We start from the raw sequence: 17,893 nt of genomic DNA, 5'->3' as shown, positions 1-17,893 counted from the left end.
ACAGACACGCCCGCTCGCGGAGAACAGTCGTAGCGTGGAGTGGTGACATCACCTAACGACCTTCCCCGTACCGTCGGTGAGCTGCGTGCCTCCGGGCATCGCGAGCGCAGCGTCAAGGCCGAGATCCGGGAGAACCTGCTGGCGGCGCTGAGCTCAGGCGCAACGGCAGAACAGATCTGGCCGGGCATCCTGGGGTTCGAGGACACCGTCATCCCGCAGCTGGAACGGGCGTTGATCGCCGGCCACGACATCGTCCTGCTCGGCGAGCGCGGCCAGGGCAAGACCCGGTTGCTGCGCGCACTGAGCGGTCTGCTGGACGAATGGACCCCGGTGATCGCGGGCGCCGAACTCGGCGAGCACCCCTACAGCCCGATCACGCCGGAGTCGATCCGGCGGGCCGCCGACTCGGGCGAGGACCTGCCGATCAGCTGGCGTCACCGCAGCGAGCGCTACACCGAGAAGCTCGCCACGCCCGACACCAGCGTCGCCGACCTGGTCGGCGATATCGACCCGATCAAGGTGGCCGAGGGCCGCAGCCTCGGTGACCCCGAGACCATCGCCTACGGGTTGATCCCGCGGGCACACCGCGGCATCGTCGCGGTCAACGAGCTGCCCGACCTGGCCGAGCGCATCCAGGTCGCGATGCTCAACGTGATGGAGGAGCGCGACATCCAGGTCCGCGGCTACACACTGCGACTGCCGCTCGACGTGCTCGTCGTCGCCAGCGCCAACCCCGAGGACTACACCAACCGCGGGCGCATCATCACCCCGCTCAAGGACCGGTTCGGCGCCGAGATCCGCACGCACTACCCGCTCGAACTCGACGCCGAGGTCGGTGTCATCAGCCAGGAGGCACACCTGGCCGCCGAGGTCCCGCCCTACCTGCTGGCCATCCTGGCCCGGTTCGCGCGGGCACTGCGCGAATCCACCGCGATCGACCAGCGCTCCGGCGTCTCGGCCCGCTTCGCCATCGCCGCGGCAGAGACCGTCGCCGCGTCCGCGCGGCACCGCGCCGCGCTACTCGGCGAACAGGACCCGGTGGCGCGCGTCGTCGACCTCGGGACTGTGATCGACGTGCTGCGCGGCAAGCTGGAATTCGAGTCCGGCGAGGAGGGCCGCGAGCAGGCGGTGCTCGAGCATCTGCTGCGGCGCGCGACGGCCGAGACGGCCCAGCGTCTGCTCGGCGGCATCGACGTCGGCCCGATCGTCACCGCGGTGGAGAACGGCTCGCCGGTGACGACGGGGGAGCGGGTGTCCGCCCGCGAGGTGCTCGCCGCCCTTCCCGAGGTGTCCGCGGTGGCCGAGATCCAGCGCCGCCTCGAGGCGTCCTCGGAAGGTCAGCGCGCCGCCGCGATCGAATTGGCGCTCGAGGCACTGTATTTGGCCAAGCGGATCGACAAGGTGTCGGGAGAAGGCGAAACCGTCTATGGCTAAACACTTCTCGCGCTACTCGCGATACACCGGCGGACCGGATCCGCTGGCGCCGCCGGTCGATCTGCGCGAGGCGCTGGAGGCCATCGGCCAGGACGTGATGGAAGGCACCTCGCCGCGGCGGGCGCTGTCGGAGCTGTTGCGGCGCGGGTCGAAGAACATGCCCGGCGCCGACAAACTGGCCGCCGAGGCCAACCGGCGGCGACGGGAGTTGCTGCAGAACAACAACCTCGACGGCACGCTGGCCGACATCAAGAAGCTGCTCGACGAGGCCGTGCTCGCCGAACGCAAGGAGCTGGCCCGCGCGCTCGACGACGACGCCAGATTCGGCGAGCTGCAACTGGATTCGCTGTCACCCTCGCCCGCCAAGGCGGTGCAGGAGCTCGCCGAGTACGAGTGGCGCTCGCCCGAGGCACGTGAGAAGTACGACCAGATCAAGGATCTGCTCGGACGCGAGATGCTCGACCAGCGGTTCGCCGGCATGAAGGAGGCGCTGGAGAACGCCACCGACGAGGACCGTCAGCGCGTCAACGACATGCTCGACGACCTCAACGAGCTGCTGGACAAGCACGCCAACGGAGAAGACAGCCAGCAGGACTTCGAGAACTTCATGGCCAAGCACGGCGAGTTCTTTCCCGAGAACCCGCGCAACATCGACGAGCTGCTCGACTCGCTGGCCAAGCGGGCCGCGGCCGCGCAGCGCTTCCGCAACAGCCTCTCCGAGCAGCAGCGTGCCGAGCTGGACTCGCTGGCGCAGCAGGCGTTCGGTTCACCGTCGCTGATGAACGCGCTGAACCGCTTGGACGCCCACCTGCAGGCGGCCCGGCCGGGCGAGGACTGGGACGGTTCGCAACGGTTCTCCGGCGACGATCCGCTGGGCATGGGGCAGGGCGCGCAGGCGCTGGCCGACATCGCCGAGCTCGAACAGCTCGCCGAGCAGCTCTCCCAGAGCTATTCGGGCGCCACGATGGACGATGTCGACCTCGACATGCTCGCCCGTCAACTCGGCGACGAGGCCGCCGTGAACGCGCGCACCTTGGCCGAACTGGAACGCGCGCTGATGAATCAGGGCTTCCTCGACCGCGGTGCCGACGGGCAGTGGCGGCTGTCGCCCAAGGCCATGCGTCAGCTCGGTCAGACGGCGTTACGCGATGTGGCGCAGCAACTCTCGGGTCGGCACGGCGAACGCGACACGCGGCGGGCCGGCGCGGCGGGTGAGCTCACGGGTGCGACGCGGCCCTGGCAGTTCGGCGACACCGAGCCGTGGAACGTCACCCGCACACTGACCAATGCGGTGCTGCGCGAAGCCGGTACGGGTACCCGCACCGGCAGCATCAGCCTGACCGTCGACGACGTGGAGATCTCCGAGACCGAGACCCGCACCCAGGCCGCGGTCGCGTTGCTCGTCGACACGTCGTTCTCGATGGTGATGGAGAACCGCTGGTTGCCGATGAAGCGCACCGCGCTGGCCCTCAACCATCTGGTCAGCACCCGGTTCCGGTCCGACGCGTTGCAGATCGTCGCGTTCGGCCGCTATGCGCGCACCGTGACCGCCGCCGAACTGACCGGTCTGGAAGGCGTCTACGAGCAGGGCACCAATCTGCACCACGCGCTGGCGCTGGCGAGTCGGCACCTGCGGCGGCACCCCAACGCGCAGCCGGTGGTCCTCGTCGTCACCGACGGTGAGCCGACCGCGCACCTGGAGGACTTCGACCGCAACGGGAGTCCTGCGGTGTTTTTCGATTACCCGCCGCACCCGCGCACGATCGCGCACACCGTGAAGGGTTTCGACGAGGTGGCGCGGCTGGGTGCGCAGGTGACGATCTTCCGGCTCGGCAGCGATCCAGGGCTCGCGCGGTTCATCGACCAGGTGGCCCGGCGGGTGGGCGGCCGTGTCGTGGTACCCGATCTGGACGGTCTGGGTGCAGCGGTGGTCGGCGACTACCTGGGGTCCAAGCGGCGGCGATAGGTCAGGCGGTGGACTTGCGCTTCTTGCGCTTGACCGCGACGCTGCCCCACAGCGCGAACCCGGAGATCCGCACACACGGCGCGCCGGGTGACCCCTCGCCCTCGATGTTCTGGTCGAAGCTGCCCATCACCGCGATGCCGCGCAGGTCGACGTTGACCTCCGGCGGCACCAGGATGGTCTGCCCGCCCATGATCGTGTAGCACCGGATCTCGACGTCGTGCGCGGTGAAGTCGGCGTACCGCAGGTCGATCACCCCGCCGCCCCACAGCGCGAAGGTGGTCAGCCGGTTCGGGACGTTCCAGCGGCCGCGGCGCTCGTAGCCGCTCAGGATCGCCAGCAGGGTGCTCGACGGCGCGGGCCGGCAGGTGCCGCCGCGACCGCGGGTGACCGCGCCCGGAAGGTCGGCCGACAGGCGGTCCAGCTCGTCGTAGGTCTGTGCTGCGTACGCCCTGGCCAGCCGGTTCTCGAATTCGGTCAGGCCGATCTTCCCGTTCGCCGCGGCATCGGTGAGCAGCTGCGCCACCTGGATACGGTCGGTGTCCGCAGCCCGCATCGACCTGCTCCGCGACGCAGGGGTACTCATCGTGACCTTTTGCTGTTCGCGCATCCGCACATCGCCCACCAGGCTACGACGATCGTCGGCACATGCAAGCGCCTTGGCCAAACTGTGAGGTCTCAGCCGGCCCAGCGCGGGGGACGCTTCTCCAGGAACGCGAGCATGCCCTCGCGGGCCTCGTCGGAGACGAACAGCGCGGCCGAGCGCTCCGTCAGCTCGTCGGCCCGCCGGTCGAAGTCGGCCAGGATCGCCGCGGTGGTCAGCGCCTTCGATTCGGCCAAGCCCTGCGGGGAGCCCAGCGCGACAGCGGCGGCCAGGTCGGTCACCGCTGCGTCGACATCGTCGGCGGCGACGGTCACCAGCCCGATCTGTGCGGCGACGTCGGCGCCGAACTTCTCGCCGGTGAGGAAGTACCGGCCGGCGGCACGCGCCGTCAGCTTCGGCAGCAGCGTCAGCGAGATGATCGACGGCGCCACCCCGATCCGCGCCTCGGTGAGCGCGAACGTGCTCGCCGGGCCCGCCACCACGATGTCGCACGCCCCGACCAGGCCGAACCCGCCGGCCCGCACGTGCCCGTCGATCGCGCCGATCACCGGTATCGGCGACTCGAGAAGGCGGCGCAGCAGTCGCGTCATCTCCCGGGCGCGGTCGACAGCCAGCTCGGACGGGTCGCGGCCCGCGGCCTCGCTGAGGTCGGCGCCGGCGCAGAACGTGCCGCCGGTGTGCCCGAGCACCACGACCCGCACCTCGGGGTCGGCGGCGGCCCGGTCGAGTCCGGCGTGCAGTTCCTCGATCAGGGCGGTGGACAGTGCGTTGCGGTTGTGCGGCGAGTCCAGCAGCAGCCGCGCGACTGCACCGTCGCGCGCGTAGGTGATGAGAGGCATCAGTAGGACCGGGGGAGTCCGAGCGATGTCTGGGCGATGAAGTTGAGCACCATCTCGCGGCTGACCGGAGCGATGCGGGCCAGCCGCGACGCCACCAGCACCGACGCGATGCCGTACTCCTTGGTCAGCCCGTTGCCGCCGAGGCACTGCACGGCCTGGTCGACGGCGCGCACCGACGCCTCGCCCGCGGCGTACTTGGCCATGTTCGCCGCCTCGGCGGCACCCACGTCGTCGCCGGAGTCGTACAGGCCGGCGGCCTTCTGCATCATCAGCTTCGCCAGCTCGATCTCGATGTGGTTCTGCGCCAACGGATGCGACAGACCCTGGTGTGCGCCGATCGGCGTCTTCCACACCTGCCGGGTCTTGACGTAGTCGACCGCCTTGTCGATCGCGAAGCGGCCCATGCCGACCGCGCTCGCGGCGCCCATGATCCGCTCGGGATTGAGCCCCGCGAACAGCTGGGCGATCGCGGCGTCCTCGGATCCGACCAGCGCGTCCGCGGGCAGCCGGACCTCGTCGAGGAACACCTGGAACTGGAACTCGGGGCTGACGATCTCCATCGGGATCTTCGTGTACGTGAACCCCGGGGTGTCGGTCGGGACCACGAACAGCGCCGGCTTCAGGTTGCCGGTCTTGTGATCGGCCGTGCGGCCGACGACGAGCACCGCCTGGGCCTGGTCGACGCCGGAGATGTACACCTTCTGGCCGGACAGGATCCAGTCGCTGCCGTCGCGGCGCGCGGTGGTGGTGATGCGGTGGGAGTTGGAGCCGGCGTCGGGTTCGGTGATCGCGAACGCCATCGTGATCGTCCCGTCGGCGATACCGGGAAGCCAGCGCTTCTTCTGGTCCTCGGTGCCGTACTTGGCGATAATCGTGCCGTTGATCGCGGGGGACACCACCATCATCAGCAGCGCCGACCCCGCCGCGGCCATCTCCTCCATGACCAGGCTGAGCTCGTACATGCCGGCGCCCCCACCGCCGTACTCCTCGGGCAGGTTCACCCCGATGAAGCCGAGCCGGCCCGCCTCGGCCCACAGCTCGTCGGTGTGCTGCCCGGCGCGTGCCTTCTCCAGGTAGTAGTCCTGCCCGTAGTTGGCGGCCATCGCGGCGACCGCCTTGCGCAGGGCCTGCTGTTCCTCGGTCTCGATGAATCCGGTCATGGGGCCTCTCCTGAATCGACGCGCGCCAGCACGGCGCCTACCTCCACCTGGGTTCCGGCGGTGACGTTGAGTTCGGCCAGCACCCCGTCGGCGGGCGCGGCGATGGTGTGTTCCATCTTCATCGCCTCGAGCCAGACCAGGGGCTGCCCCGCGGTGACCGTGTCGCCGACGGTGGCGCCGACCCGCAGCACCGAGCCGGGCATCGGGGCCAGCAGTGAGCCGTGTGCGACGGCGTCGGCGGGGTCGGGGTATCTCGGCAGCGCGACGAGATGCACCGCGGCACCCGGTGAGTCGACGAACACGTCGTCTCCGTACTGGGCGACCCGAAACGGCCGATCGACCGCACCCACGGTCAGCACCACCTGCTCGGGCGTCGCCGACACCAGCGCGATGTCGTCGTGACCGGTGATCCGCACACCGTCGCGGGTGAAGCGGTAGATCGCCTCGTGGGTCTGGCCGTCGTCGTCGGCGTAGCTCTTGGCCTGCCCGGCCGACGCGAGATTGCGCCAGCCGCTGGGCACTCCGGCGAAAACTGTTGCGGTGGAGCGGTTGTGGGCCGCATCGGCGAGTGCGGCCGCGACGGCCGACAGGCTCACCGTCGCGGCGTCGGCGACGGGCGCGGCGAGCGCGTCCAGCCCGTGGGTGTCGAAGAACGCCGTGTCGGTGGCGCCGGTGAGGAACGCCGGGTGGCGCAGCACATTGACCAGCAGGTCGCGGTTGGTACGCACGCCGTGCAGTCGGGTGCGGGTCAGCGCGTCGGCCAGCAGCGCCGCCGCCTGGGCGCGGGTCGGTGCCCAGGAGATCACCTTGGCGATCATCGGGTCGTAGAACACCGAGATCACCGAGCCGTCGACGACCCCGGAATCCAGGCGCACCCCGGCCCGACCGTGCGAGCCGAACTGCGTGCTCGCCGTCGGGACGTCGAAGCGGTGCACGGTGCCCGCCTGCGGCTGCCAGTTCTTGGCGGGATCCTCGGCGTAGAGCCGCGCCTCGATCGACGCGCCGGTCGACGCCGGGGGCTCGGGATCCAGCGGGGCGCCGTCGGCGACCGTCACCTGCAGTTCCACCAGGTCCAGCCCCGAGGTGAGTTCGGTGACCGGGTGCTCCACCTGCAGACGCGTGTTCATCTCGAGGAAGAAGAACTCGCCGGCATCATCGGCCATGAACTCCACGGTGCCCGCCCCGGTGTAGCCGATCGCGGTGGCGGCCAGCCGCGCCGCTTCGAACAGCTTGTCCCGCATGCCGGGTGTGCGCTCCACCAGCGGTGAGGGAGCCTCTTCGATGATCTTCTGGTGGCGGCGCTGGATCGAGCACTCCCGCTCACCGACCGCCCAGACAGTCCCGTGCGCGTCGGCCATCACCTGTACCTCGACGTGATGGCCGGCGTCGAGGTAGCGCTCGCAGAACACCGTCGGGTCACCGAACGCCGACTGCGCCTCCCGCTGCGCGGCCTCGACCTGGGCGGGCAGGTCGGCGAGATCGCGCACGACGCGCATACCGCGGCCGCCACCGCCCGCCGACGCCTTGATCAGCACCGGCAGCATGTCGGCGGTCACCGTGTCGGGGTCGAGCTCGTCGAGCACCGGCACGCCGGCGGCGGCCATCATCTTCTTGGCCTCGATCTTCGAGCCCATGGCCGCGACCGCCGTGACCGGCGGGCCGATCCACGTCAGACCGGCGCCGATCACCGCGGCCGCGAAATCCGCGTTCTCCGAGAGGAATCCGTAGCCGGGATGGATGGCGTCGGCCCCGGCGGCCTGCGCGGCCGCGATCAGCTGGCCGGCATCGAGGTAGCCGCGGGTGCCGTCGAGCCGGACCCGGGCATCGGCCTCGGCGACGTGCGGCGCGGCGGCGTCGGGATCGGTGTACACCGCGACGGTGCCGATCCCGAGGCGGCGGCAGGTGGCGAAGACGCGCCGCGCGATCTCCCCGCGGTTGGCGACCAGAACTCGGGTGATCATCTCGCTCTCCTCGCGAATTCGGCGTGGTTATCTACGCTCAGCGACGGAAAGCACGCCGAAATCGCAACCATAGGGGCCCTCACATCCGGAAGACGCCGAAGTTCGACGTCCCCTCGATCGGTCCGTTCGCGATGGCGGACAGGCACATTCCGAGCACGGTGCGGGTATCGCGCGGATCGATGACACCGTCGTCGTAGAGCCGGCCGGACAGGAACATCGGCAGCGACTCGGCATCGATCTGCGCTTCGACCGCGGCCCGCAGCGCGGCATCCGCGGCCTCGTCCACCTGCTGCCCGCGCGCCTCGGCGGCGGCCCGGCTGACAATCGACAGCACACCCGCCAACTGGGTGCCGCCCATGACCGCCGACTTGGCACTCGGCCAGGCGAACAGGAACCGGGGATCGTAGGCGCGCCCACACATGCCGTAGTGCCCCGCGCCGTAGGACGCTCCGATGAGCAGGCTCAGGTGCGGAACGGTCGAGTTCGAGACGGCGTTGATCATCATCGAGCCGTGCTTGATCATGCCGCCCTCCTCGTAGTCCTTGCCCACCATGTAGCCGGTGGTGTTGTGCAGGAACAACAGTGGCGTGTCGGAGCGGTTGGCGAGCTGGATGAACTGGGTGGCCTTCTGCGACTCCTCGGAGAACAGCACACCCCGGGCGTTGGCCAGGATGCCGAGCGGATACCCGTGCAGCGTCGCCCATCCGGTCACCAGCGAGCCGCCGTAGAGCGGCTTGAACTCGTCGAACTCCGAGCCGTCGACGATGCGCGCGATCACGTCGCGCGGGTCGAACGGGATGCGCAGATCCGGCGGCACGATGCCGAGCAGTTCTTCGTCGTCGAACAGCGGCGCGGTGAACGGCTTCGGGGCCGGGCCCTGCTTGCGCCAGTTCAGCCGTGCGACGATGCGGCGGCCGATGCGCATCGCGTCGAGTTCGTCGACGGCGAAGTAATCCGCCAGACCCGATGTGCGGGCATGCATCTCGGCCCCGCCGAGGGACTCGTCGTCGGACTCCTCCCCGGTGGCCATCTTGACCAGCGGCGGCCCGGCGAGGAACACCTTCGAGCGTTCCTTGATCATCACGACGTGGTCGGACATCCCCGGGATGTAGGCCCCGCCGGCGGTGGAGTTGCCGAACACCAGCGCGATGGTCGGGATACCCGCGGCCGACAGCCGCGTGAGGTCGCGGAACATCTGTCCGCCCGGAATGAAGATCTCCTTCTGGGTGGGCAGGTCCGCGCCGCCGGACTCGACGAGGGAGATCACCGGCAGCCGATTCTGCAGCGCGATCTGGTTGGCGCGCAGGATCTTCCGCAGCGTCCACGGGTTGCTGGTGCCGCCCTTGACGGTGGGATCGTTGGCGACGATCAGGCATTCGACGCCGCTGACGGCGCCGATGCCCACGACGACGCTCGCACCCACCGTGAAATCGGTGCCCCACGCGGCGAGCGGGCTGAGCTCCAGGAACGGCGAGTCGGGATCGACCAGGGCCTCGATGCGTTCGCGGGCGGTCATCTTGCCGCGGGCATGGTGACGGCTGACGTACTTCTCCCCGCCGCCGGCCAGTGCCTTGGCGTGTTCGGCCTCGAGTTCGGCGAGTTTGGCCGACATCGCCTCGGCCGCCTCGCGATAGGCGGATGACCGGGTGTCGATCGTGGAGGAGAGGTTCATGCCTGGAAGCCCAGCGTCTTGGCGGCCAGCCCGGTCAGGATCTCGGTGGTGCCGCCGCCGATGCCCAGGATGCGCATGTCGCGGTACTGCCGCTCGATCTCGGACTCGGCCATGTACCCCATGCCGCCGAACAGCTGCACCGCCTGATTGGCCACCCATTCGCCGGCCTCGACCGCGGTGTTCTTGGCGAAGCACACCTCGGTGATCAGATTGGTCTCGCCCGCGAGCTGCCGTTCGACGACGCTGCGGGTGTAGACGCGGGCCACGTCGATGCGGCGCGCCATCTCGGCGAGCGTGTTCTGCACCGACTGGCGCGCGATCAGCGGCTTGCCGAAGGTCTCGCGGTTGCGGCACCAGTCGACGGTCAGGTCCAGGCAGCGTTGCGCGCTCGAATACGCCTGCGCGGCAAGGCCGACGCGCTCGGAGACGAACGCCGCCGCGATCTGCAGGAAACCGGTGTTCTCGGGGCCGACGAGGTTGGCCACCGGCACCCGGACGTCGGTGTAGGACAGTTCGGCGGTGTCCGACGACCGCCAGCCCATCTTGTCGAGCTTGCGGCTGACCTCGAAACCGGGGGTGCCCTTGTCCACGACGATCAGCGAGACACCGGCAGCACCTGGTCCGCCGGTACGCGCCGCGGTGACGACGTAATCCGCTCGCACCCCCGAGGTGATGTAGGTCTTGGCGCCGTTGAGCACATAGTCGTCCCCGTCTCGAAGAGCCCGGGTGGTGAGGTGTCCGACGTCGGAGCCGCCGCCGGGTTCGGTGATCGCCAGCGAGCCGATCTTCTCGCCGCGCAGAGTGGGACGCACGTACTGGTCGATCAGCCGCTCGTCACCCGAGGCGATCATGTGCGGCACTGCGATGCCGCAGGTGAACAGCGACGCGAACACGCCGCCGGGCGCGCCCGACTGGTGCATCTCCTCGCAGATGACCACCGCGTCGGCGCCGTCGCCGCCCTCACCGCCGGCCGCCTCGGGGAAGCCGGCGCCGAGCAGGCCCGCGCCGGCGGCTTTGCGGTGCAGGTCGCGGGGGAGTTCGCCGACCCGCTCCCACTCCTCGACGTGGGGCAGCACCTCGCGTTCGGCGAAGGCGCGCACCGTCTTTCGCAGATCCTCCCGCTCCGGGGTGGTCCAGATGTTCACGGCAGCAACTCCTCGGGGATGTCGATCGTTCGGCTGCGCAGCCATTCGCCCAGCCCTTTGGCCTGCGGATCGAAGCGCGCCTGATAGGCGACGCCCTGACCCAGGATGTCCTCGATGACGAAGTTCACCGCGCGCAGGTTGGGCAGCAGATGCCGGGTCACCGGCAGCTCGGCCGCCTCGGGCAGCAGCTCACGCAACCGCTCGACGGTCAGCGCGTGCGCCAGCCAGCGCCACTCGTCATAGGTGCGCACCCACACCCCGACATTCGCGCTGCCGCCCTTGTCCCCGCTGCGGGCCCCGGCGATGGTGCCGAGGGGGACGCGTCGGGTCGGGCCGAACGTGCCGGGCTCCGGCAGTGTGGCGTCGGGGACCGGCTCGAGCTCCAGGGTCTCGGCGGCCGGCGCGATGTCGACCCGGGTGCCGTCGGCGTGCACGGCGACGTGGGGCACCTGCGCGGCGGGCACGTAGCCCGCGGTGAAGACCCCGTACACCTGCCCGTCGCCGGGCGGCGCCGTGCTGGTGAAGCCGGGGTAGCTGGCGAGGGCCAGTTCGACTGCGGCCGAGGAGAACTGGCGGCCGACGGTGGCGGCCTCGGCGTCGCGGGCGACACAGCGCAGCAGCGCGCTGGCGGTCTGCTCGGTGTCGGCGTCGGGGTGGTCGGTGCGGGCCAGCGACCACTGCAGCTCCGCGGGTCGCACCGTCAGGCTGTCCTCGAGCTGGCGGCGCACCAGCGCGGCCTTCGCGTCGATGTCGAGCCCCGTCAGCACGAACGTCATCTCGTTGCGGAACCCGCCCAGGCTGTTGAGGCTGACTTTGAGGGTGGGCGGCGGCGGCTCGCCGGTGACGCCGGCGATGCGGACGCGGTCCGGGCCGTCCTCGGACAGCTCGATGCTGTCCACGCGCAACGTGGCGTCGGGGTTGGCGTAGCGGGCACCGCCGATCTCGTAGAGCAGTTGCGCGGTGACGGTGCCGATCGTGACCGCGCCGCCGGTGCCGGGGTGTTTGGTGATGACCGAGGAGCCGTCGGCGTGGATCTCGGCGATCGGGAAGCCCGGTCGGGTCATGTCGGCGATCTCGCCGAAGAAGGAGTAGTTGCCGCCGGTGGCCTGGGTGCCGCATTCGATGACGTGGCCGGCGGCGACGGCCCCCGCGATGCGGTCGTGGTCGGTGCGGCTCCATCCGAAGTGCGCTGCCGCGGGCCCGACGGTGACCGACGCGTCGGTCACCCGGCCGGTCACCACGACGTCGGCGCCCGCGTCGAGGCAGTCCACGATGCCCCACGCGCCGAGGTAGGCGTTGGCGGTGAGCGGCCGGCCCAGACCCAGCTCGTCGGCCCGCGCAAGAAGGTCGTCGCCCTCGACGTGCGCGACCGATACAGACAGACCGAGCCGGTCGGCCAGCGTGCGTACGTCCCGGGCGAGGCCCGCCGGGTTGAGGCCGCCGGCGTTCGCGACGATGCGCACCCCGCGCTCCTGGGCGATGCCGAGGCATTCCTCGAGTTGGCGCAGGAACGTCTTGGCGTAGCCCCGGTCGGGGTTCTTCATGCGGTCGCGGCCGAGGATGAGCATCGTCAGCTCGGCGAGATAGTCGCCGGTCAGGACGTCGAGCTCGCCGCCGGTGAGCATCTCGCGCATCGCCGACAACCGGTCGCCGTAGAAGCCGGAACAGTTGCCGATCCGTACGGGCACGCGATCCGACACCGTCGTCACGCACTCTCCCGTCGTCGAGACTGACCTGGTCGACCAACCAACCGGTAGGTTAGCGGGTACCGGCGGTAGCACGTCAACCCCTCGCCGCCCTCGAGTGTTTCGCGCCGCCCGGCGCTCCCGCCGGAGTTTGGAGCCCGTCCGGCCCACCGGCTATCCTGGTGACCAATTGCCAGGGTCCGGCAGGTCCGCCGCCCGCAGGCAGTGTCCCGGACACCCCGATAGATGGAGAGCTCGATCATGGCTGTGCCGAAGCGCAGGATGTCGCGCGCGAACACCCGTAGCCGGCGCGCGCAGTGGAAGGCCACCCGCACCGAACTCGTCGGCGTCAGCGTCGCAGGTCAGCAGCACAAGGTGCCGCGGCGTCTGCTCAAGGCGGCCCGGCTCGGCCTGATCGATCTCGACCGCCGCTAACCGCGACGCCGCGTAGCGAAAACGCTCAGGTTCAACGCGGCGCGCCTCTCAGCACTCTCTCAGACACGGGGTTGAGACTGTGGCGGTGCGGATACTTGTCGTCGATGACGATCGCGCGGTGCGCGAATCCCTGCGCCGCTCCCTGTCCTTCAATGGATACTCGGTCGAACTGGCGCAGGACGGCCGCGAGGCGCTCGACCGGATAGCCAGCGACCGCCCCGATGCGGTGGTCCTCGATGTGATGATGCCGCGCCTCGACGGGCTCGAGGTGTGCCGTCAGCTGCGCAGCACGGGCGATGACCTCCCGATCCTGGTGCTGACCGCCCGCGACTCGGTGTCCGAACGGGTCGCCGGGCTGGACGCCGGCGCCGACGATTACCTCCCCAAGCCGTTCGCGCTCGAGGAGTTGCTGGCGCGCATGCGCGCGTTGCTGCGCCGCACCAGCCCCGAGGACTCCAGCGAGTCGGCCGCGATGACCTTCGCCGACCTGTCCCTCGACCCCGTCACCCGTGAGGTCACCCGTGGCGACCGGTCGATCAGCCTGACCCGCACCGAGTTCGCGCTGCTGGAAATGCTGATCGCCAACCCTCGCCGGGTGCTGACCCGCAGCCGCATCCTCGAAGAGGTGTGGGGCTTCGACTTCCCGACCTCGGGCAACGCGCTCGAGGTCTACGTGGGCTACCTGCGGCGCAAGACCGAAGCCGAGGGGGAGCCGCGGCTCATCCACACCGTGCGCGGTGTGGGATACGTGCTGCGCGAGACCCCGCCCTGATGCAGCCGCATCCGGATGCCGGATGGCCGGGGCAGCCGCCTGGACCGCATTCGGTAGGGAGCACGGTGTCGCTGCGATGGCGGGTGATGCTGCTCGCGATGTCGATGGTGCTGATGGCCGTGGCGCTCATGGGGGTCGCCGTGTACGCGGTGATGTACCAGACCTTGTACGACGACATCGACCAGCAGTTGACGTCGCGCGCCGACATGCTCGAGGAGAGCGGATCACTGGCAGTCGACCCGGGCAAGATCGTCGAGGGAACCGCCTACTCCGATATCAAGGCAATGTTCGTCATTCCCGGCCGGGCGGTCTACGCCGCGAACCAGGACGGGCAGATTCCGACACTGGGTGACGATGAGAAAGCCGTCATCGCCGGTAAGGAGCCGAGTTCGCTGCGCACCGTCAGCCATAATCGGCTGCTCGCGCGGCACTTCTCCGACGGCACGACATTGTTGATGTGGAAGAGCCTGGCGCCGACCGGCCAGGCGCTCAAAAAGCTGGGCACCGTGCTCTTCTGGGTCGGTGGCATCGGGGTGGCGATCGCCGCGATCGCGGGCGGGATGGTGGCCAGCGCAGGGCTACGGCCCGTCGGCCGGCTCACCCAGGCGGCGGAACGCGTCGCGCGCACCGACGACCTGAGACCGATACCGGTGGTGGGGCACGACGAACTCGCCCGGCTCACCGAAGCTTTCAACATGATGCTGCGGGCCCTGGCCGAATCACGGGAGCGCCAAGCCAGATTGGTGACCGACGCCGGTCACGAGCTCCGCACCCCGCTGACGTCGCTGCGCACCAACGTGGAACTGCTGATGGCCTCGATGAAGCCCGGCGCCCCCCGCATCCCGGAAGAGGAGATGGCCGACCTGCAGGCCGACGTGGTGGGGCAGATCGAGGAGTTGTCCACTCTGGTGGGCGATCTCGTCGACCTGACCCGTGAGGACGCCGGCCGCGTGGTGCACGAGACGGTGGAGATGGCCGAGATCATCGACCGGTCGCTCGAGCGGGTTCGTCGGCGGCGCAACGACATCGAGTTCGACGTGTCGATCACGCCCTGGCAGGTGTACGGCGACGCCGGGGGGCTGGGCCGCGCGGTGCTCAACCTGCTCGACAACGCGGCCAAATGGAGTCCCGCGGGCGGTCGGGTCGGTGTGCGCCTCTCGCAGATCGACCCCGGACATGCCGCGCTCGTCGTCTCGGACATGGGGCCCGGAATCCCGCCGCACGAACGCGATCTCGTATTCGAGCGGTTCTACCGGTCCGATGCGGCGCGGGCGATGCCGGGCTCGGGCCTGGGTCTGGCGATCGTCGCTCAGGTCATCTCCAAGCACGGCGGCACGCTGACGGTGACCGACACCGTGTCGGGCGGCCAGCCGCCGGGCACCTCGATGCACGTGGTGCTGCCCGGACGCCCGTCGGTACCGAGCGGTGACGCGACACGCGGGGACCGTTCCTCGCGGTGACGCACGCCGCCAGCGACGATGGGGGGTACATGACCGGGCGGAACTCTGTGGGTGTACCGATCGATCTCTCAGGGCATTCTCAGCACGTCTGGGCACTGTAGGACCCGCACCGTTCGTTGTAGCAACAACAGACCTACTCGAGGAAGACACCGCAGCGACATGACCAACCACCCGAGGTACTCACCGGCTCCGCAGCCGGGTCACCAGCCCGGAATGCAGGGCCAGGTGCCGCACGGACAGGTCGGCCCGCAGCGCTCCGGATCCTATGAGCAGCAGGGCGGCTGGGACTGGCGGTACGCGACCGAGCAGCAACGACAGGCCTACCGGTCCCCGTACGACCCCTACCCGGGTGCCCCGATGCCGGGCCAGTATCCGCAGCCCGGGATGCCGCCTGTCGCTCCGCAGCCGCGGAAGCGCTCGCGCGCAACGGGATTGGCGATCGGTGCGGTGGCCATCGCAGTCGTCTCCGCCGGTGTCGGTGGCGGTGTCGCGACACTGGTGCACCCCGACCACACGCTGGGTGGCATCAGCGCATCAGGCGCGGCGCCGAGCGTGCCCGCGGCCAGCGTGCCGGCGGGCTCGGTCGAGCAGGTCGCCGCCAAGGTGGTGCCCAGCGTCGTCAAGCTCGAGGTCAACGAGGGCCGGCAGTCCGAGGAGGGATCCGGGGTCATCCTGTCCACCGACGGGCTGATCCTGACCAACAACCACGTGGTCGCCGCGGCGGCCGGGACGCCGGGCGGTCCGGCCGCTCCGGAGACGAAGGTGACGTTCTCCGACGGCAAGACCGTGCCGTTCGACATCGTGGGCACCGATCCCGGCAGTGACATCGCGGTGGTGCGCGCCAAGAACGTCTCGGGGCTGACGCCGATCGCGATCGGCTCGTCGGCGAATCTCCGTGTCGGGCAGGACGTCGTCGCCGTCGGCTCGCCGCTCGGCCTGGAGGGCACCGTCACGACGGGCATCATCAGCGCGCTCAACCGTCCTGTCGCCGCCGGCGGTGACGCGCAGAACCAGAACACGGTGCTCGACGCCATCCAGACCGACGCCGCGATCAATCCCGGCAACTCCGGCGGCGCGCTGGTCAACATGAACGGCGAACTGGTCGGCATCAACTCGGCGATCGCCACCATGGGCGCCGATGCCGGCGCCGCGCAGGGCGGCTCGATCGGTCTGGGCTTCGCGATCCCGGTCGACCAGGCCAAGCGGATCGCCGACGAGCTGATCCAGACCGGCAGTGCGTCGCGCGCGTCGCTCGGCGTGCAGGTCGGTAACAACGCCGGCGGCGACGGCGCCAAGATCGTCGAGGTCACCCCCGGCGGCGCCGCGTCCTCGGCGGGGCTGCCCGCCGGTGTCGTGGTGACCAAGCTCGACGACCGGGTCATCGACAGCGCGGACGCCCTCGTCGCCGCCGTCCGCTCCAAGGCCCCGGGAGACAAGGTGTCGCTGACCTTCCTGGATCAGGCCGGAAAGCCGCAAACGGTCGACGTCACGCTCGGCAAGGCGGCCCAGTGACGACGGCACCCGGCCGCTCCCGCCCGACTCTGCTGGTGGCTGCGCCGTTGTCCGTGCCGGGTTATACGGTTGTGCCCATGGAACAGCCGCACACGTTGGTCGGCCGGGCACTCGTCGTCGTCGTCGACGACCGCACCGCCCACGGGGACGAAGAGGATCACAGCGGACCGCTGGTCAGCGAGCTGCTGGGGGAGGCCGGCTTCGTCGTCGACGGCGTGATCGTGGTGTCCTCCGACGAGGTCGAGATCCGCAATGCGCTGAACACCGCGGTGATCGGCGGCGTCGACCTGGTGGTGTCGGTCGGCGGCACCGGGGTCACGCCGCGCGACGTCACCCCCGAGGCCACCCGTGATCTGCTCGACCGCGAACTGCTGGGGATCGCCGAGGCCGTGCGCGCGTCCGGGCTCGCGGCCGGCACGGCCGACGCCGGGCTGTCCCGCGGACTCGCCGGCGTCTCCGGTAGCACGCTGGTGGTGAACCTGGCGGGCTCGCGCGCCGCGGTCCGCGACGGCATGGCCACCCTCGGGCCGCTCGCCGCGCACATCATCGCGCAGCTATCCAGTTTGGAGATCTAAGCGCCGTGGACTGGCAGCGGCTAGTCCCCACGCGGGTCGGCAGGGCACTCCCGCCGGCCCGCGTTCGCGTGTGGTCAACGCTGCCGCGACCTGCACTGTTAACGGCAGGTGAACAGACCCCGGCTCACGAATGTGATCTTCGTCACACAGGATCGGCCCGATGACCGAACCGACCCGTCCAACGCGCGATGTAGTTAACAAGATCTTCGGGAATCCCCTGCCTGAGACCCCGATCGAGGAACGAGATCCGCAATCGCCGGACGACGACTCCGAGCGCGATCGGTGGCTGCGGGACAACGTTCCGCCGCATCACGGCTGACCAGTAGGTTCGTCACAGCCCCAATTCAGGAAACTGCTGTAACGGCGGCCACACCGGATGCGAAGAGCTTGATGCGGGGTCAAGATCAGCGACGGTTTTCAACGGCCCATCCCCGTCGTCGCGAGGAGGGGGTGCTGGATCGGCGGGGAATCGCCAGCAAACGTCGCATGCGTTGTGCCCTTCATGACACCACCGGGGCGTACGCGTTGCCGGTCGGATGCCTCCTCGTTATGTTCCTCGTGTCATCGAGATGAGTGATTCGTAAGAACGACATGTGGACTTTTTAATTCCACTCACATGAAGTTCTTGCGAGGTGTGTGGTGTAGCTGTTGGCCAGGCACGAACACCGGTACCCCG

General features: G+C 69.8%; 15 protein-coding genes. 8 read left to right on the top strand and 7 right to left on the bottom strand.

What is annotated here, in order from left to right; genetic code table 11:
• Positions 1–42 precede the first annotated feature (42 nt).
• A complete protein-coding gene (locus tag MCHLDSM_RS32290; RefSeq protein WP_048474162.1) occupies positions 43–1,434 on the top strand; it encodes a sigma 54-interacting transcriptional regulator in 1,392 nt (463 codons plus the stop codon).
• Positions 1,427–3,400: a VWA domain-containing protein gene (locus tag MCHLDSM_RS32285; RefSeq protein ID WP_048473781.1), complete on the top strand. Its 1,974-nt coding sequence runs from the start codon at positions 1,427–1,429 to the stop codon at positions 3,398–3,400. Before MCHLDSM_RS32290 ends, MCHLDSM_RS32285 begins: the two co-directional genes overlap by 8 nt.
• Before the next feature lies 1 nt (position 3,401).
• Here MCHLDSM_RS32285 and MCHLDSM_RS32280 read toward each other — a convergent pair whose 3' ends face one another.
• The 7 genes from MCHLDSM_RS32280 to MCHLDSM_RS32250 all read right to left on the bottom strand — a co-directional run bounded on the left by MCHLDSM_RS32280 (position 3,402) and on the right by MCHLDSM_RS32250 (position 12,487).
• A complete protein-coding gene (locus tag MCHLDSM_RS32280) occupies positions 3,402–3,983 on the bottom strand; it encodes a DUF1707 SHOCT-like domain-containing protein (protein WP_048474161.1) in 582 nt (193 codons plus the stop codon).
• Between the two features lie 92 nt (positions 3,984–4,075).
• Positions 4,076–4,840, bottom strand: coding sequence for an enoyl-CoA hydratase family protein (locus tag MCHLDSM_RS32275; RefSeq protein ID WP_048473780.1), 765 nt, complete (start codon positions 4,838–4,840; stop codon positions 4,076–4,078).
• Positions 4,840–6,000, bottom strand: coding sequence for an acyl-CoA dehydrogenase family protein (locus MCHLDSM_RS32270; RefSeq protein ID WP_048473779.1), 1,161 nt, complete (start codon positions 5,998–6,000; stop codon positions 4,840–4,842). Before MCHLDSM_RS32270 ends, MCHLDSM_RS32275 begins: the two co-directional genes overlap by 1 nt.
• The gene (locus MCHLDSM_RS32265) at positions 5,997–7,961 is read right to left on the bottom strand and encodes an acetyl/propionyl/methylcrotonyl-CoA carboxylase subunit alpha (protein ID WP_048473778.1); all 1,965 of its coding nucleotides are present in this window, start codon (positions 7,959–7,961) and stop codon (positions 5,997–5,999) included. Before MCHLDSM_RS32265 ends, MCHLDSM_RS32270 begins: the two co-directional genes overlap by 4 nt.
• A 79-nt stretch (positions 7,962–8,040) precedes the next feature.
• Positions 8,041–9,633, bottom strand: a complete 1,593-nt coding sequence (locus MCHLDSM_RS32260; RefSeq protein ID WP_048473777.1) for an acyl-CoA carboxylase subunit beta — start codon at positions 9,631–9,633, stop codon at positions 8,041–8,043.
• Positions 9,630–10,778, bottom strand: a complete 1,149-nt coding sequence (locus tag MCHLDSM_RS32255; RefSeq protein ID WP_048473776.1) for an acyl-CoA dehydrogenase family protein — start codon at positions 10,776–10,778, stop codon at positions 9,630–9,632. The genes MCHLDSM_RS32260 and MCHLDSM_RS32255 overlap by 4 nt, the downstream gene beginning before the upstream one ends.
• Entirely contained in the window at positions 10,775–12,487 is a 1,713-nt protein-coding gene (locus MCHLDSM_RS32250) for an acyclic terpene utilization AtuA family protein (RefSeq protein WP_063840662.1), read from the bottom strand. Before MCHLDSM_RS32250 ends, MCHLDSM_RS32255 begins: the two co-directional genes overlap by 4 nt.
• Positions 12,488–12,724: 237 nt before the next feature.
• On the opposite strand from MCHLDSM_RS32250, the gene rpmF reads away from it, so the two are divergent.
• The 6 genes from rpmF to MCHLDSM_RS38685 all read left to right on the top strand — a co-directional run bounded on the left by rpmF (position 12,725) and on the right by MCHLDSM_RS38685 (position 17,536).
• Entirely contained in the window at positions 12,725–12,898 is a 174-nt protein-coding gene (rpmF, locus tag MCHLDSM_RS32245) for a 50S ribosomal protein L32 (RefSeq protein WP_048474159.1), read from the top strand.
• An 85-nt stretch (positions 12,899–12,983) separates the two neighbouring features.
• Positions 12,984–13,670: a response regulator transcription factor gene (locus MCHLDSM_RS32240; RefSeq protein ID WP_048420021.1), complete on the top strand. Its 687-nt coding sequence runs from the start codon at positions 12,984–12,986 to the stop codon at positions 13,668–13,670.
• Positions 13,670–15,130, top strand: coding sequence for a HAMP domain-containing sensor histidine kinase (locus MCHLDSM_RS32235; RefSeq protein WP_048473775.1), 1,461 nt, complete (start codon positions 13,670–13,672; stop codon positions 15,128–15,130). Before MCHLDSM_RS32240 ends, MCHLDSM_RS32235 begins: the two co-directional genes overlap by 1 nt.
• Positions 15,131–15,289: 159 nt before the next feature.
• Complete coding sequence (locus MCHLDSM_RS32230) at positions 15,290–16,642, top strand: S1C family serine protease (RefSeq protein ID WP_048473774.1); 1,353 nt, start codon at positions 15,290–15,292, stop codon at positions 16,640–16,642.
• Positions 16,643–16,671: 29 nt separating this feature from the next.
• Complete coding sequence (locus tag MCHLDSM_RS32225; protein ID WP_178044639.1) at positions 16,672–17,217, top strand: MogA/MoaB family molybdenum cofactor biosynthesis protein; 546 nt, start codon at positions 16,672–16,674, stop codon at positions 17,215–17,217.
• Between the two features lie 160 nt (positions 17,218–17,377).
• A complete protein-coding gene (locus MCHLDSM_RS38685) occupies positions 17,378–17,536 on the top strand; it encodes a hypothetical protein (RefSeq protein WP_168440038.1) in 159 nt (52 codons plus the stop codon).
• The last annotated feature ends 357 nt before the right edge of the window (positions 17,537–17,893 follow it).

The organism is Mycolicibacterium chlorophenolicum (assembly GCF_001044235.1).
Lineage (GTDB): Bacteria > Actinomycetota > Actinomycetes > Mycobacteriales > Mycobacteriaceae > Mycobacterium > Mycobacterium chlorophenolicum.
Note: the sequence above shows the minus strand (reverse complement) of the source record. Positions and strands in the feature narration are given on the sequence as shown.